This is a genomic window from Paenibacillus sp. D51F, from assembly GCF_053345695.1.
In genome coordinates this window covers 1-13,874 of sequence record NZ_JBKFAO010000019.1, presented here as the reverse complement: position 1 = coordinate 13,874, position 13,874 = coordinate 1, and the positions used below count along the sequence as shown (strand labels likewise).

Here is a 13,874-nt window from a genome sequence, read left to right as displayed (position 1 = left end):
ATCGCGAAAGAGGTGGATACCGATGAGCGCTCCAACGCTCCAAGAGTTTCAGCAGCAAGTATCGGAATTGCTCCTGCGTCACCGGAGCATGCTCGATGTCCTGTCCAAGTTCGGACAGACGGGCGCAGCTGTCAACCGCGCTGTCACGAAAGCCGTGACCGAATGCGGCTGTATTGAAATCCAAGCCAGCAAGCAGCCTTATTCGGACGATCCCGAGCTTGAGAGCGCCAAGCAGCTTCTGGGCACCCACATGGACGGCCATGTGTGCGAGAACTGCCGTGATGTGCTGAAAAACGAGCTGGGACGCCACCTGTTCTACATGTCCGCGCTCTGCAATCTGCTGGAAATCGATCTCGGCGAGGTTCTGTCCGCCGAATCCGATAAATGCTCTACGCTCGGCATTTTCAATTTGACCTGAACCGGAATCCGCTCCGGAAATTGCAAAAAAGCAGTCCATCCTCCATTCGAGGGCGGACTGCTTTTTATTTGCTGACTTCAACGACGACGACGGCTAAGGCCGGCAATATGCGAGCCTCATCTCAGGCAAGGCGAAACTCCATGAACAAACCCGGCACCGTATTCGGCACCGGGTCATGAGGGAGTCGACGCAGCATCGCAGGCTCCAATCCACACCTGCGGCAAGAAAGCGCTAGACGCTCCGCTTGCGGACGTTCTCTTCTTCGCCTTCGGAACGGCGGGCTCTGCGGCGGCGCAGGCGTCCCTGGACGTTAACGTTTTTTTTTAGGCCGTACAGCGCATAGAGCAGCAGCGGCACAAAAATGATCTTGGAGATTTGATCCGGGAAAGCGACGCCGAGCACGACCGCAATGACGACGACGATCGGAATGCTCCAGATCGCACCCTTGGGCAGTCCGATCTTCTTGAAGTTCGGGTACTTCACCGTGCTGACCATCAGCAGTGCGAGAACGAGCGTGCTCGCCATCAGCACCCAAGGCTGGATATCCGTATAGAACAGAGCCAGTGTAGCCAGGACGCCCCCTGCCGCCGGAATCGGCAGGCCGACGAAGTAGCCCGGAATGCCGGAGATGACGTTGAACCGGGCGAGCCGGAGCGCGCCGCAGATCGGGAAGATCGCTGTCACGATCCAAGCGGCGGGCTGCGAGCTGAGATCCTGGAATGCCACGACATACATGATGAAGGCAGGGGCGACACCGAACGATATGATATCGGACAAGGAATCGAGCTCCTTGCCGAATTCGCTTTGAACATTGAGCGCGCGGGCGACGCGGCCGTCAACCCCATCCAGAAGCATGGCGATGATGACCATCATGGCGGCGACTTCAGGCTTCTCATTGAACACCATGATAATGGCGACGATCCCGAGGAACAGGTTGCCTATGGTAAAAAGACTCGGCAATGATTTTGCAAACACTTCATTTCCACCTCATCTCTACTATGCCTTAGGATTCCATGGACATCGATGGAAAAAATTCCACCATCATCCAAGCCCTCCTGTCGGCATTCCCCCATTCTAGGGGAATCAGATTTGTCTGTCAATGAACATTTGATCTTGAATCCGGCGCAATCCTTCCTTGATCGCCCGGGCGCGCACCTCGCCGATTCCGTCCACTTCATCCAATTCGCCGATCGTGGCCATGACGATATTCGGCAGATTTCCGAATTTCTCGATCAGATTGTTCATGATGATGAGCGGAAGCCGCGGAATTCGGTACATCTGACGGTAGCCGCGCGGATGAACGGCCTCATCTGCGATCGCCGCTCCTTGCGGATAGCCGAGCAGCCGGATGACATGAGGCGCGTCCATCAGCTCGTCGTTGCTGAGCTTTTTGAGCCCGATCCGGATGTCCCGGATCTTCTCGTCGCTGTTGTCGCGGGCGTAATCCTTGAGCAGGAACCAGGCATCCTCCTCCACGCCTCCGATGAGCTCTTCCATCTGCATGCTGATCAGACGGCCTTCGGTGCCGAGCTCGTTGACGTACCGCTTGATCTCCATTTTGATCCGCAGCACCATCTCCACGCGGTGGATGACATGCGCGACCTCCTGCAGCGTCACCAATTCCTCGAATTCCAGCGCGGACAGATTCGTGAACGACTGCCTTAGCACCGCCTTGTATTTCTCCAGCGTCTGGATCGCCTGATTCGCCTTCGTAAGAATAACGCCCATGTCCTTCAGGGAATACCTTAGATTACCCATATACAAGGTGATGATATTACGCCTTTGCGAAATAGATACCACCAGCTTGCCCGTCTGCTTGGCCACCCGCTCCGCAGTGCGGTGCCTGATTCCGGTCTCGATCGACGAAATCGACGGGTCCGGAATCAGCTGCGTATTCGCATACAGAATCTTCTTGAGATCCTCGCTCAGAATGATGGCCCCGTCCATCTTGGCCAGCTCGTACAGATAGTTCGGGGAAAAGTCGCAATTGATGGAAAACCCGCCGTCCACGACCTCCATGACCTCGGGACTGTATCCGACGACGAGCAGCGCGCCTGTTTTCGCCCGCAGCACGTTGTCCAGCCCTTCGCGGAAAGCGGTGCCCGGCGCGACCAGCTGCAGCAGCTGATTCGTGATTTCGATCTCTCTGTTCTCTTTCATGATTTCTAGCGAACCCCCTATTCCAGCGCCGCGCGCAATGCTTCGGATACGGTATTCACGCCGACAATCGTTATATCGTCCGGCGGCTTCCAGCCCTTGAGGCTTTTCTCGGGCATGATGACCCGCTTGAAGCCAAGCTTCTGGGCTTCCTTGACCCGCTGCTCGGCTCGGGATACAGCGCGCACCTCGCCGGTCAGCCCCACTTCGCCGAAGACGACGTCGAAAGGACGCGTTGGAGCGTCCTTGAAGCTGGAAGCAAGCGCGACGGCGGCGGCCAGATCGACAGCGGGCTCGTCAAGCCGCACTCCTCCAGCGGCGTTCAGGTAAGCATCCTGCGTCTGCAGGAACAGCCCGATCCGTTTTTCCAGCACGGCGATGATCAGCGCCATCCGGTTGTGGTCATAACCGGTGGACGTCCGGCGCGGCGACGGGAAATGCGTAGGCGCCACAAGCGCCTGGAGCTCGACGAGCACAGGTCTCGTTCCCTCCATGCTCGCCACGACGGTGGAGCCGGAGACGCCCAGAGGCCGCTCCGACAGAAACAGCTCCGACGGGTTCGCGACTTCGCGCAGCCCGCTCTCGCCCATCTCGAAGATGCCGATCTCGTTGGTGGAGCCGAAGCGGTTTTTGACGGCGCGAAGCAGGCGGTAGGAATGATGGCGTTCCCCCTCGAAGTAAAGGACGCAGTCCACCATATGCTCCAGCAGCCTCGGGCCGGCAATCGCCCCCTCCTTGGTGACATGTCCGACCAGCACGGTCGCGATGCCGCCCAGCTTGGAGACGCGCATGAAGTGGGCCGTGCATTCCCTCACCTGGGCGACGCTGCCCGGAGCGGACTGGACGCTGGGGTCATAGACGGTCTGGATCGAGTCGATGACGAGAAAATCAGGCTGGACGGTATCGATGGCGTCATTGATATGCTCCATGTTCGTCTCGCAGAGCACGAACAGCGACGCGCTCAGCGCGCCGAGGCGATCGGCGCGGAGCTTGGTCTGGCGAACGGATTCCTCGCCCGATATATAGAGCACCTTGAGTCCTGCGGCCGACAATGCATGGGACGTCTGCAGCAGCAGCGTCGACTTGCCGATGCCGGGGTCTCCGCCGACGAGTATGAGGGAGCCCGGCACGACGCCGCCGCCCAGCACCCGGTTCAGCTCCCCGATGCTGCTTTCGATGCGGGGCTCATGCCCGGTATCTATGTCTATGATGGAACGCGGCTTTTCTTTCGTCCCGCGGGCCATTGGAGAGGACAATCCGACGCCGGCGGTCTTGACCACCGTCTCCTTTTCCTCCACCATCGTGTTCCAGGCGCCGCAGCCGGGGCATTTCCCAAGCCATTTGGGCGATTCCGTTCCGCATTCCGTACAGGCGAATTTCACTTTTAGTTTGGCCATCGAAGGCTCCTTTTACGGATATGACGTACCTTCAAAGTTTACCATTTCAGAGGCCGCAACAAAAGAAAATCATGCGAACATTCTTTCGATGGAGCTCCTTTCTTGCCGATGTCCGGGAATCTAAGAAAAAGATAAGATCTTTTCCGTTATACTGGCAGAAAAGAGATAGAGGAAGCGGTGGGCCATGAACGAAGAAACGGTGCTGCTCGTCGATGACGAGCCCGAAATCGTCAAGCTGATGGGACTTTACCTCAAGCAGGAAAGGTTCCGACTTCTGACCGCTGCAAGCGGCGGCGAGGCTCTTGAAATCATCCGGAAGGAAAAAGTGGATCTAGTCGTGCTCGATGTCATGATGCCCGGCATGAACGGAATCGACACCTGCATGGCAATCAGGGAGATCCGGCAGATGCCGATCATCTTCCTGTCCGCCAAAAGCGAGGAGATCGATAAAATCCATGGCCTCAGTGTCGGGGCCGACGATTATGTGTCCAAGCCGTTCAGCCCTCTGGAGCTGCTCGCCCGGATCAAAAGCCAGCTGCGCCGATATGGCATCTATGGAGCCGCCGCAGGCGACGCCTCCTCGGCGGATGCCGTCACGATTGACGGCATCGCGTTCAACTCCGCGACGCGGGAAGTGATTGTCGAGGGCCAGGAGGTGCGGCTTACTCCCCGGGAATTCTCCATCCTGGAGCTGCTCGGACGCAATCCCGGCCGAGTGTACAGCATCGAGCAGCTGTACGAGATGATCTGGCAGGAAACTTTTTTTGAAGCGGGCAATACCGTCATGGTCCATATCCGCAAGCTCAGGGAGAAGATCGAAGCCGATCCGAGGCACCCCAGGTACATCAAGACCGTATGGGGCGTCGGCTACAAAATGGAGAAGCTGTAGGCCGCGAGGGCATGTTCGATACCTTGAAGCATAGCCGCAGAACGACGTCCGTTAATGAGGGAGGCACATCTTTGGCCAGCCGCATCTTTCAAACCTTTCTATGGAAATTCATCCTCAGCTTCGCCGGCAGCCTGCTCGGCATGGGAGTGCTTCTTTTGCTGGGCAATTACTTGGCGGAGCTGCTCATCCGGTTCAATCCGTCCAAGTCCTTTTTCCTGACGAAGGCGCTTGCCTACACCATCAATTGGATCGGCTCCGGCCCCGTTCGGGTCATCTTCGGACTGCTGCTGTTCATCTGCTTGTTCTTTTCCTTGTCCAGGGGCATCATCAAGCGCTTCGACACTCTGACGAGCGCCCTGCAGGCGATCTCGGCAGGAGATTTGTCCCACCGCATCGACGAGAGCAGCAGCGATGAGCTCGGGGTCGTTGCGCGCAGCGTCAACGAAATGGCCCGCAGGCTGCAGCTCGCCCAGGAAGAGGAACGGGCTGCCGTGCAAGCCAAGGACGACCTCATCACCGGCGTGTCCCATGATCTTCGCACTCCGCTCACCTCGGTGCTCGGGTTCCTGGAATATATCGAGGACGACCGGTACCGGGACGAGGTCGAGATGCGGCAGTATGTCCACATCGCCTATGAAAAATCTCTCGTGCTGCGCAAGCTGATCGACGATCTGTTCGAATATACCCGCGTCACCAGCAGCGGTTTCCCGCTCCAGCGCGAAACCGTCGATCTCAATCCCTTTCTCGGGCAGCTTGCCGAAGAATTCATGCCGGCGCTGGAGGAAGCCGACATGGCCTGCCGCGTTCATCCCGCAGATAGCCCCCTCATCGTGGATGCGGATCCGGAGCTGCTGCTCCGCGTCTTCGAAAATCTGATCAGCAATGCAATCCGTTATGGAGCAGACGGAGGCGCGCTGGACATCCTTCTGCGCAAGGACGAGCTTGAGCCTGCTGCGGAAATCATCTTCCGCAACTACGGCAAGCCTATCCCACAGGACCAGCTCCCACGGCTGTTCGAGCGCTTCTATCGAGTCGACGCCTCCCGCTCCAAGGCAACTGGCGGCAGCGGCATCGGGCTTGCCATCGTCAAGAGCATACTGGATCTCCACGGAGGAGCGGCATTCGCGACAAGCTCCAGGCGCAAGACGGAATTCATCGTCCGCCTTCCTCTTCCTTGCGGCTCCGACGCACAATCGGCAGCAGCCGGAGCGAGCGATTAAGAATAACGATTCCATTTTTATTCGACATCAAGGGTAGGAATTTAAATATTCCTATCTTTTTTGCGATTTCGTAAATTTACATCAAAAACATTCAACTACAAACCTTAAATCCATTTAGTTAATCGTGTTTTAAACTCAGTTATTCAACATGTATCAATGTCTATTCGGAATTATAAAAAAGGGGACATAAGCTCCTTGCACCGATCTATTGCAGCTTAAATAGGATGGATATAAGACCGTTTTGTATGATCCAGCAAACACTGACATTCACCTGACTTCATATTCACCGCCGCTTCCTAAAACCAACCGTCCCTGCGTATAACTTGTGATTCAATGGTCGATGCTAAGCATATATCGAACGGATTAGAGCCTGTACAAGCTCGTCATGCGAACTCATTCCCATGATCCAAGGAGGGACTCCAATGCCCGATCTGCTGAGACTCGCCCTGATCGCCATCGCCCTGCTGTTCGTCGGCCTCGTCATGCACTGCGTCCGCAAAGGAGTGCTTCGGGACCGCTACGCGCTGCTCTGGATTACCGTCAGCGGAAGCATACTCGGCTTGTTCCTGCTGCCCTTCCTTCCGCTGGGCCACGGCTGATGATGGACTGCGGCGGCCAACAAAAAAGCTGTCTCCTCACGAATAGAGGAGACAGCTTTTTTGTTATTCCGCTCCCAGGCGGAACAGAACCTCGTGGATGCTCAGCTTGGAGCCAAGCATCAGATCCCTTGGATTCGGCGCGCTTGCCGTTGCGGCCCCATGCCCTGCTTCCTGAGCGCCGCTGCCGTGATGGCCGCCGGCTTCATGAGGATGCCCGGACGCTGCTGCAGCCGCATGCCCCTCCACCGGGTTGCCGTCTGCAGCCGTGCCGCCCATCGGCTGCGCTCCTCCAGCCGGAGCTGCGTTCTCCGCTCCCTCAGGAGCCCGCCGCGCATGCGCTTGCTTGAACGAATCGCTGTTCACCCAGTTGTCGAAGCTGGCCTTATCCGTCCAATGCGTCACGACCTTCAGCTCGTCCGATTCCTCCTTGCGGTCGAGCAGCAGCTCCATGCCCGCGAAGCCCGGCATCGTATGGACGCCTTTCGGGTTTTTGAACCTTTCCGCCACCTGTTCTCCGAAGCCCGACTTAATCTGAATCGTATTCGTTACGACGATCATTACCTTTCGCCTCCTTGCGAGAATGGGAACGCTCTTTTCTCAGTTTAACAGCCTGGGCAGCCCGGCACAAACGACGCCCTGTCCTCGGTTTTTTGCCCTTCCCGCTGGAAATAAAAAAAGCCTCCGTTCCAAAATGGAACGAAGGCTATCCGCAAATCCGTCTGGACGTCCGGCATCAGCCGTTCCATCCTTCGAATCTGCAAGGCAAGCGGCTTACTTCGCAGCCGTCTCTTCCTGCTCGGCTTTATGCTGTTCCGGATGAGGCTTGACGGTCAGCTCGCCGTTCTCCTCGTCGATCACCAGCATATCGCCTTTCTTGATATTGCCCATCAGCAGCTCTTCGGACAGCCGGTCCTCGATATGCTTCTGGATCGCACGGCGCAGCGGACGCGCGCCGTAGGCAGGATCGAAGCCTTCCTTGGCCAAGAAATCCTTCGCTTTGTCCGTGAGATCGAAGTCGACTTCCTGCTCGCGCAGCCGCTTGCGCAGCTCGTCGGACATCAGCGTCACGATGCGGGCGATATGCTCCTCTGCGAGGGAGTGGAACACGATGGACTCGTCGATCCGGTTCAGGAATTCGGGACGGAAGCTCTTCTTCAGCTCACCCATGACTTTTTCCTTCATCTGGTTGAACTCGCGTCCGGCATCATGCTGGGCCGTAAATCCGAGCGTCGAGTTGCGCTTGATCTGATCGGCGCCGACATTGGACGTCATGATGATCAGCGTATTCCGGAAATCGACCACGCGGCCTTTGGAATCGGTCAGTCGGCCGTCCTCCAGAACCTGCAGCAGAATATTGAACACTTCCGGATGCGCCTTCTCGATTTCGTCCAGCAGCACGACGGAGTAAGGCTTGCGGCGGACCTTCTCGGTCAACTGGCCGCCTTCCTCGTAGCCGACGTATCCCGGAGGAGCGCCAACGAGGCGGGAAGTGGAATGTTTCTCCATATATTCCGACATGTCGATGCGGATGACCGCATTCTCGTCTCCGAACATCGCCTCGGCCAAAGCGCGGGCCAGCTCGGTTTTGCCGACGCCGGTAGGACCGAGGAAGATGAAGGAACCTATCGGACGCTTCGGATCCTTGAGTCCGGCACGGGAGCGGCGAACGGCGCGGGAGACGGCCTTGACGGCATCCTCCTGGCCGATGAGGCGGCTGTGCAGGATCTCTTCCATCTTAAGCAAGCGCTCGGTTTCTTCCTCGGCAAGCTTGAGTACCGGGATTCCCGTCCAGTTGGCGACGACCTGAGCGATGTCCTCCGGAGTTACCTCGGAATCCGTGCGTCCCTGCTTTTCTTTCCACGTATTCTTCGTCGTGTCTAGCTCTTCGCGGATTTTCTGCTCCGTGTCGCGGAGCGCCGCGGCCTTCTCGAATTCCTGGCTCTGAACGGCGGCATCCTTCTCCTTGCGCACCTCGTCGAGGCGACCTTCCATCTGCTTCAGATCCGGCGGGATCGTATAGGTATGCAGGCGGACCTTGGAGCTGGCCTCGTCGATCAAGTCGATCGCTTTATCCGGCAGGAAGCGGTCGGTGATGTAACGGTCGGACAGCTTGACTGCCGCCACAATGGATTCATCCGTGATTTTCACGCGGTGATGGGCTTCGTAACGATCGCGAAGTCCATGCAGAATCTGAATCGCTTCGTCCGGAGTAGGCTGATCAACCGTGATCGGCTGGAAGCGGCGCTCGAGAGCGGCATCCTTCTCGATGTACTTGCGGTACTCGTCGAGAGTGGTGGCGCCGATGCATTGCAGCTCGCCACGGGCGAGCGCCGGCTTCAGGATGTTGGAGGCGTCGATGGCGCCTTCCGCGCCGCCTGCCCCGATCAGCGTGTGCAGCTCGTCGATGAACAGGATGATGTTGCCCGCTTGGCGGATCTCATCCATGATCTTCTTGAGCCGGTCCTCGAATTCGCCGCGATACTTGGTGCCTGCCACGACGGAGCCCATATCCAGCGTCATGACGCGCTTGTCGCGAAGCGTCTCGGGAATCTCGTTGGCGATGATCTTCTGAGCCAGACCTTCGGCGATCGCCGTCTTGCCGACGCCGGGCTCGCCGATCAGCACAGGATTGTTCTTCGTCCGGCGGCTGAGAACCTGGATGACGCGCTCGATCTCTTTGCTGCGGCCGATGACGGGATCCAGGTTGTTCTCGCGGGCGGAAGCTGTCAGGTCGCGTGCAAGTCCGTCCAGGGTCGGCGTGCTGACGTTGGCCGGCGCTCCGTGGTTGCTCGATACCGCCTCGCTGCTGCCGAGCAGCTGCAGCACTTGCTGCCGCGCCTTGTTCAGGCTGATGCCGAGGTTGTTCAGCACGCGGGCCGCCACGCCTTCGCCTTCGCGGATCAAGCCGAGCAGAATATGCTCCGTGCCGACGTACGTATGCCCCAGCTTGCGGGCTTCGTCCATGGACAGCTCGATGACCTTCTTCGCACGAGGCGTGTAGGCGATGTTGCTAGGCTGCTCTTGGCCGCGGCCGATGAGCGATTCCACCTCGTCCTGTATTTTCTCGAGTCCCAGACCAAGCGCGATCAGAGCTTTGGCCGCGATGCCTTCGCCTTCCCGAATGAGGCCGAGCAGAATATGCTCCGTGCCGATATTGTTATGTCCAAGCCGCACCGCCTCTTCCTGGGCGAGAGCGAGCACCTTCTGCGCACGTTCCGTAAATCGTCCAAACATCATTCGTAAGCACCTCCATCATGGATTACAGGGAGCAGCCGGCTGCGGATCAGCTCCGCGCGCCTTGCATCGCGCTGCTCCGTATTCATTTTCTCCTCGAATGCCTGCTGCAGGAAGCCAGGCTGGGTCATTACCATCAACTCATTCATAACCTGCGGGGAAACATCCCGAATCAAGCCCAGATCGATGCCAAGCCGAACATCCGACAATCTCTGAGCCGATTCCTTGGAATCCATGACCGCCGCATGGGACAGGATGCCGTAAGATCTCATCACCCGATCCTCGAGCCGAAGGCGCGACTCCGCCTGCAGACGATCGCGGGCCGCTTTTTCATGCTCCATGATCTGCCTGACGACGCCATGCAGATTGTCGATGATCTCATCCTCCGACTGTCCAAGCGTAATCTGGTTGGAAATCTGGAACAGATTGCCGAGCGCCTCGCTTCCCTCGCCGTACAGCCCCCTCACAGCCAGCCCCACTTGAGTAATGGCGGACAGGATTCGGTTGATCTGCTGCGTGAGCACGAGCGCCGGCAGATGCATCATGACGGATGCGCGGATGCCGGTCCCCACGTTGGTGGGACAGCTGGTCAGAAATCCGCGTCTCTCATCAAAAGCAAAGTCGACTGCTTCCTCATAAATATCGTCGATCTTGCTGGCAAGCTTCCATGCCTCCTGGACCTGGAAACCCGGATATAAACATTGGATGCGCAAATGATCCTCTTCGTTAATCATAATGCTGACGGATTCGTTCTCGCTCATGACGACCGCTCCCGCACGGGCTTCGTTCGCAAGCGCGGGACTGATCAGATGCTTCTCCACCAGCACCCTGCGCTCCAGCTCGCTGAGATCCGAAAGAACGATCGTCTCGAACGGGCCGATCGGCTCAAGCTTCCCTTCCTGCGCCACGGAAGCAAGCTTGCTCATGACTTCCGAGGACTGCTGGCTAGTGGCCAGAATCGGAAAGGGATAATTGTGCAGGTTGCGGGCGATTCTTACCCGGCTGCTGAAGACGATATCCGAATCGGGTCCGTCTCCCTTCATCCACTCGCTCAGCGCCTTCTGGGCAAACCGGTTGGCTGCCAATCCAATCCCTCCCTACCGTGCAGCCCCCTTGCGGAAGCTGCGCTTATGATGTCTATCTGGATGCTTCCGACCATCAGGCTTCCTTGATCTGCTTCTCCAGCTCGCGGATCTCGTCCCTGAGCTTGGCGGCGGCTTCGAACTCTTCTTTCTGGATCGAGCTCTTCATTTCCTGCCTCAGCCGGTCGATTTCCCTCTGCGTTTGAATCCTTCCGCCCGAGCGGCGGGGGATCTTGCCGACATGGACCGTATTCCCATGCACTCTCTTCAGCAGAGGATCGAGTCTTTCCCCGAAATGCTTGTAGCAAGAGCTGCAGCCGAACCTTCCTAGCTTGGAGAACTGCGAATACGTAAGTCCGCATTCCTCGCAGCGCGGCACCGCCTGCTTCGTCCCTGCCAAGCTTCCCGCAGGCTCGAAATCCATGAGCCCAGACAACAGGCTGTGAATGGAAAAGCCGTTCGGAGCTCCCGGGATGCCTTCGCCCCTTTCGCGGGCGCAGGCTTCGCAGATATGGAACTCCGTCTTCTCTCCGTTTACGATCTTGGTAAAATGAAGCGTTGCCGGCCTTTTGCCGCATTCCTGACAAAGCATGCCGCGTCCCTCCTCACCGGTCCTTCTCTATTGCTTACCCAGAAGCGAGATCAGCATCGCCTTCAGCAGCCTGGCCCGAAGCTCGTCGCGCTGCGGCAGCTTGATCGCGATGGACTCCCGGCATACAGCCGCCCGGAGCAGGCTGCCCTCTCGCTTGGAAATGAATAAAGCTTCTTCCAATTGGTAAATAAGTCCTTCTGCGGCGCTTTGATCGACTTGATTGCCGATCGTATGATGAATATGGCCGTGGATGGCTTTGAGCGCAGGCAGCTCGATCCGTTGGATCCGGATATAGCCGCCTCCCCCTCGCTTGCTCTCCACGAGGTATCCCTTCTCGAGCGTGAAGCGGGTACTGATGACATAATTGATCTGCGACGGCACGCAGGAGAAGCTGTCCGCCAATTCGTTGCGCTGTATTTCCACCGCACCTTCGGGACTGTCCTGAAGCAGCTGCTTCAAATGCTGCTCCAATGCATCGGAAATGTTTCGCATTTCACCCACCTCCCTATGCCGGGGCACCTTCAGGATTTTTCTTGAATTGCGGTTAGAAGCCAAACAGCCAAAGGCGTCCCTGTAGCATTCCCTCATCGGCGCAAATTAAGACCCGCGAACGGGGACCGGAAGAAAAGGATCTTAGCCTTGCGTAAGGCTGGATCAGAGGCAACTGACTTTGACTTTCTTTGACTTATATCTTTGATTATACTCCTTTTTCATAAAAGGTCAAGGAAACTTCCACTGCTGCCATCTATGCAAAAAGGCAGCCTCGCCCTGCTGTCGTTATCAGCTTGGGATAAGACGCCCCGCTTTATACTCCGGTTAGAAGAAGTCCATGAAATTCGTCATCCCGTCAGGGATTCGGCTGCCCAGCCGGACGGCCTCCGGCCGCGGACCCGAGATATGATCCATCTGCTGGAGATCCCGCGCGCGCTTATATCCGATGAGAAGAGCAGCCAAAGTTCCGATGGAGAGATCAAGGCGCTTGGACGAAGTTCCATCCTGATACCGGGAAAGGCTGCCCCTGCCCTCCTCCGTGATTTCCAGCATCCACAATCCGTCATTCCAGGATGCGTCCTCATCATGAATCTGGAGGACAAACTGATCGCGGACTCCCGGCTCGAACGGAAGCTGCTTGACGAGAGATTGGACATCGATGATACGAACCATGAAATAAGGATGAATGCTCTGCTCGATGCGCGGATCGACAAGCTGATAAGGCAGCGGATCCCCCGCATAGGTATGCAGCACAGCGGAATCGATCATGGAATCATGATTGCTGAAGAAATTCCAAAGCCCCACCCTCGCTTCTTCCGTAAGATAGACGAGCTCATGAATGTCGAGACGCCTCTCCTTCACCTTGTAGAGGGCATACCCTTCCGGCGTGCCGTTCTGGCTCCGGTACAGCACCGCATCCCCTTGCTTCCGCTTGAAGACCGAATGCTCCCACCAATCCGAAGTCCTTGCCAGCGTGCCATTGAAGCCCTCCGAATAGGTCTGATAAAGGATGCCCAGCAGCTCGGCATGATCGCGGACTTGAATCCGCTCGACTTTGCCGTTGTTGTGCATTCGTTGAGGCAGCTTGTCTGTCGCCAAGGTGTACTTGACCCGGTCGATGAACAGCTCCCAGCCGTATTTGCGGTAAAATCCAATCGAAAACGGCGCCAGCATGGAAATGGATTGGCCGTTCGCTTTCATTTCCTCCATCGCATGACGGAGCAGCTTGCCCACATGCCCGGAACGCCTCGATTCCGGCCAGCTTGCGACAGATGAGATTCCCCCCATCCTCAGCACGATGCCGTTCCAGTTCACCTCGAGTGGAATGATTCTGACCTGGGAGACGATTCGTTCCTGCTCGACACCTACGATAACTTCCTCGCACTTGGCTCTTGCTCTGGCCTGCTCCAGCTCCTCTGCGGAAAGCTCAATTTGGAAGGCATATTGGCTAAGCTTCATATGTTCGTCGAATTCTTCCGGCTTCAATGTTCTAATTTTCATCCTGCACCCTCTTTCCCAAGATGATAGGTATAGAGCTATTATGACACATATTGTATTTATTTCCCACTTGTATCCTTTTTAATAGGGTTCATTTTCAACGCCGGAAATTATTCCTCCCCTTAACTTTGCACGTTCTTTAAGGTTCATTTGGTTTTTCGTTATCCATGTATGAATGTCTCTTGGATGAAAGAAATCAAAAAAAGCCTGACCGGCGATTGCTCGCGGATCAGGCTTCTCTCTGTGCTTGGCGACGTCCTACTCTCCCAGGACCCTGCGGTCCAAGTACCATCGGCG

Annotated in this window: 13 protein-coding genes; 4 read left to right on the top strand and 9 right to left on the bottom strand. The window is 57.0% G+C overall.

Annotated elements, in window-relative coordinates; all coding sequences use genetic code 11:
• Positions 1 to 22 precede the first annotated feature (22 nt).
• Complete coding sequence (locus tag ACLBWT_RS21720) at positions 23 to 418, top strand: hypothetical protein (RefSeq protein WP_021878523.1); 396 nt, start codon at positions 23 to 25, stop codon at positions 416 to 418.
• A 231-nt stretch (positions 419 to 649) separates the two neighbouring features.
• Here the strand turns inward: ACLBWT_RS21720 and pssA are convergent, their stop codons facing one another.
• The 3 genes from pssA to radA form a co-directional block, all read right to left on the bottom strand.
• Positions 650 to 1,393: a CDP-diacylglycerol--serine O-phosphatidyltransferase gene (gene pssA, locus ACLBWT_RS21715; protein ID WP_447665198.1), complete on the bottom strand. Its 744-nt coding sequence runs from the start codon at positions 1,391 to 1,393 to the stop codon at positions 650 to 652.
• A 108-nt stretch (positions 1,394 to 1,501) separates the two neighbouring features.
• Entirely contained in the window at positions 1,502 to 2,578 is a 1,077-nt protein-coding gene (gene disA, locus ACLBWT_RS21710; protein ID WP_447665197.1) for a DNA integrity scanning diadenylate cyclase DisA, read from the bottom strand.
• A 17-nt stretch (positions 2,579 to 2,595) separates the two neighbouring features.
• The gene (gene radA, locus ACLBWT_RS21705) at positions 2,596 to 3,972 is read right to left on the bottom strand and encodes a DNA repair protein RadA (protein ID WP_021878520.1); all 1,377 of its coding nucleotides are present in this window, start codon (positions 3,970 to 3,972) and stop codon (positions 2,596 to 2,598) included.
• A 184-nt stretch (positions 3,973 to 4,156) separates the two neighbouring features.
• Here radA and ACLBWT_RS21700 point away from each other — a divergent pair, with 184 nt between their 5' ends.
• The 3 genes from ACLBWT_RS21700 (at position 4,157) to ACLBWT_RS21690 (ending at position 6,680) form a co-directional block, all read left to right on the top strand.
• Positions 4,157 to 4,861 (top strand): response regulator transcription factor, encoded by a 705-nt coding sequence (locus ACLBWT_RS21700; protein WP_447665196.1) that lies wholly within the window; start codon positions 4,157 to 4,159, stop codon positions 4,859 to 4,861.
• Positions 4,862 to 4,932: 71 nt separating this feature from the next.
• Positions 4,933 to 6,081 (top strand): sensor histidine kinase, encoded by a 1,149-nt coding sequence (locus tag ACLBWT_RS21695; RefSeq protein WP_447665195.1) that lies wholly within the window; start codon positions 4,933 to 4,935, stop codon positions 6,079 to 6,081.
• 422 nt (positions 6,082 to 6,503) lie between these two features.
• A complete protein-coding gene (locus ACLBWT_RS21690) occupies positions 6,504 to 6,680 on the top strand; it encodes a DUF2304 family protein (protein ID WP_121234953.1) in 177 nt (58 codons plus the stop codon).
• A gap of 63 nt (positions 6,681 to 6,743) precedes the next feature.
• Here ACLBWT_RS21690 and ACLBWT_RS21685 read toward each other — a convergent pair whose 3' ends face one another.
• The 6 genes from ACLBWT_RS21685 to ACLBWT_RS21660 form a co-directional block, all read right to left on the bottom strand.
• Positions 6,744 to 7,238 carry an antibiotic biosynthesis monooxygenase gene (locus tag ACLBWT_RS21685; protein WP_447665194.1) on the bottom strand — a complete coding sequence of 165 codons (495 nt, stop codon included), beginning with the start codon at positions 7,236 to 7,238 and terminating at the stop codon, positions 6,744 to 6,746.
• 213 nt (positions 7,239 to 7,451) lie between these two features.
• Entirely contained in the window at positions 7,452 to 9,917 is a 2,466-nt protein-coding gene (clpC, locus tag ACLBWT_RS21680) for an ATP-dependent protease ATP-binding subunit ClpC (protein ID WP_447665193.1), read from the bottom strand.
• Positions 9,914 to 10,957, bottom strand: a complete 1,044-nt coding sequence (locus ACLBWT_RS21675) for a protein arginine kinase (RefSeq protein ID WP_447665228.1) — start codon at positions 10,955 to 10,957, stop codon at positions 9,914 to 9,916. Before ACLBWT_RS21675 ends, clpC begins: the two co-directional genes overlap by 4 nt.
• Before the next feature lie 115 nt (positions 10,958 to 11,072).
• Positions 11,073 to 11,588 carry a UvrB/UvrC motif-containing protein gene (locus ACLBWT_RS21670; RefSeq protein WP_447665192.1) on the bottom strand — a complete coding sequence of 172 codons (516 nt, stop codon included), beginning with the start codon at positions 11,586 to 11,588 and terminating at the stop codon, positions 11,073 to 11,075.
• A gap of 27 nt (positions 11,589 to 11,615) precedes the next feature.
• Positions 11,616 to 12,080 carry a CtsR family transcriptional regulator gene (locus tag ACLBWT_RS21665; protein WP_048743656.1) on the bottom strand — a complete coding sequence of 155 codons (465 nt, stop codon included), beginning with the start codon at positions 12,078 to 12,080 and terminating at the stop codon, positions 11,616 to 11,618.
• 324 nt (positions 12,081 to 12,404) lie between these two features.
• Positions 12,405 to 13,580: a GNAT family N-acetyltransferase gene (locus ACLBWT_RS21660; protein WP_447665191.1), complete on the bottom strand. Its 1,176-nt coding sequence runs from the start codon at positions 13,578 to 13,580 to the stop codon at positions 12,405 to 12,407.
• Positions 13,581 to 13,874 lie beyond the last annotated feature (294 nt).

Coding starts and splice junctions, on each gene's coding strand:
- radA (WP_021878520.1), bottom strand. CDS start 3,972: ATGGCCAAACTAAAAGTGAAATTCGCCTGTACGGAATGCGGAACGGAA.
- ACLBWT_RS21685 (WP_447665194.1), bottom strand. CDS start 7,238: ATGATCGTCGTAACGAATACGATTCAGATTAAGTCGGGCTTCGGAGAA.
- ACLBWT_RS21660 (WP_447665191.1), bottom strand. CDS start 13,580: ATGAAAATTAGAACATTGAAGCCGGAAGAATTCGACGAACATATGAAG.
- disA (WP_447665197.1), bottom strand. CDS start 2,578: ATGAAAGAGAACAGAGAGATCGAAATCACGAATCAGCTGCTGCAGCTG.
- ACLBWT_RS21700 (WP_447665196.1), top strand. CDS start 4,157: ATGAACGAAGAAACGGTGCTGCTCGTCGATGACGAGCCCGAAATCGTC.
- ACLBWT_RS21675 (WP_447665228.1), bottom strand. CDS start 10,957: ATGAAGGGAGACGGACCCGATTCGGATATCGTCTTCAGCAGCCGGGTA.
- ACLBWT_RS21690 (WP_121234953.1), top strand. CDS start 6,504: ATGCCCGATCTGCTGAGACTCGCCCTGATCGCCATCGCCCTGCTGTTC.
- ACLBWT_RS21665 (WP_048743656.1), bottom strand. CDS start 12,080: ATGCGAAACATTTCCGATGCATTGGAGCAGCATTTGAAGCAGCTGCTT.
- clpC (WP_447665193.1), bottom strand. CDS start 9,917: ATGATGTTTGGACGATTTACGGAACGTGCGCAGAAGGTGCTCGCTCTC.
- ACLBWT_RS21670 (WP_447665192.1), bottom strand. CDS start 11,588: ATGCTTTGTCAGGAATGCGGCAAAAGGCCGGCAACGCTTCATTTTACC.
- ACLBWT_RS21720 (WP_021878523.1), top strand. CDS start 23: ATGAGCGCTCCAACGCTCCAAGAGTTTCAGCAGCAAGTATCGGAATTG.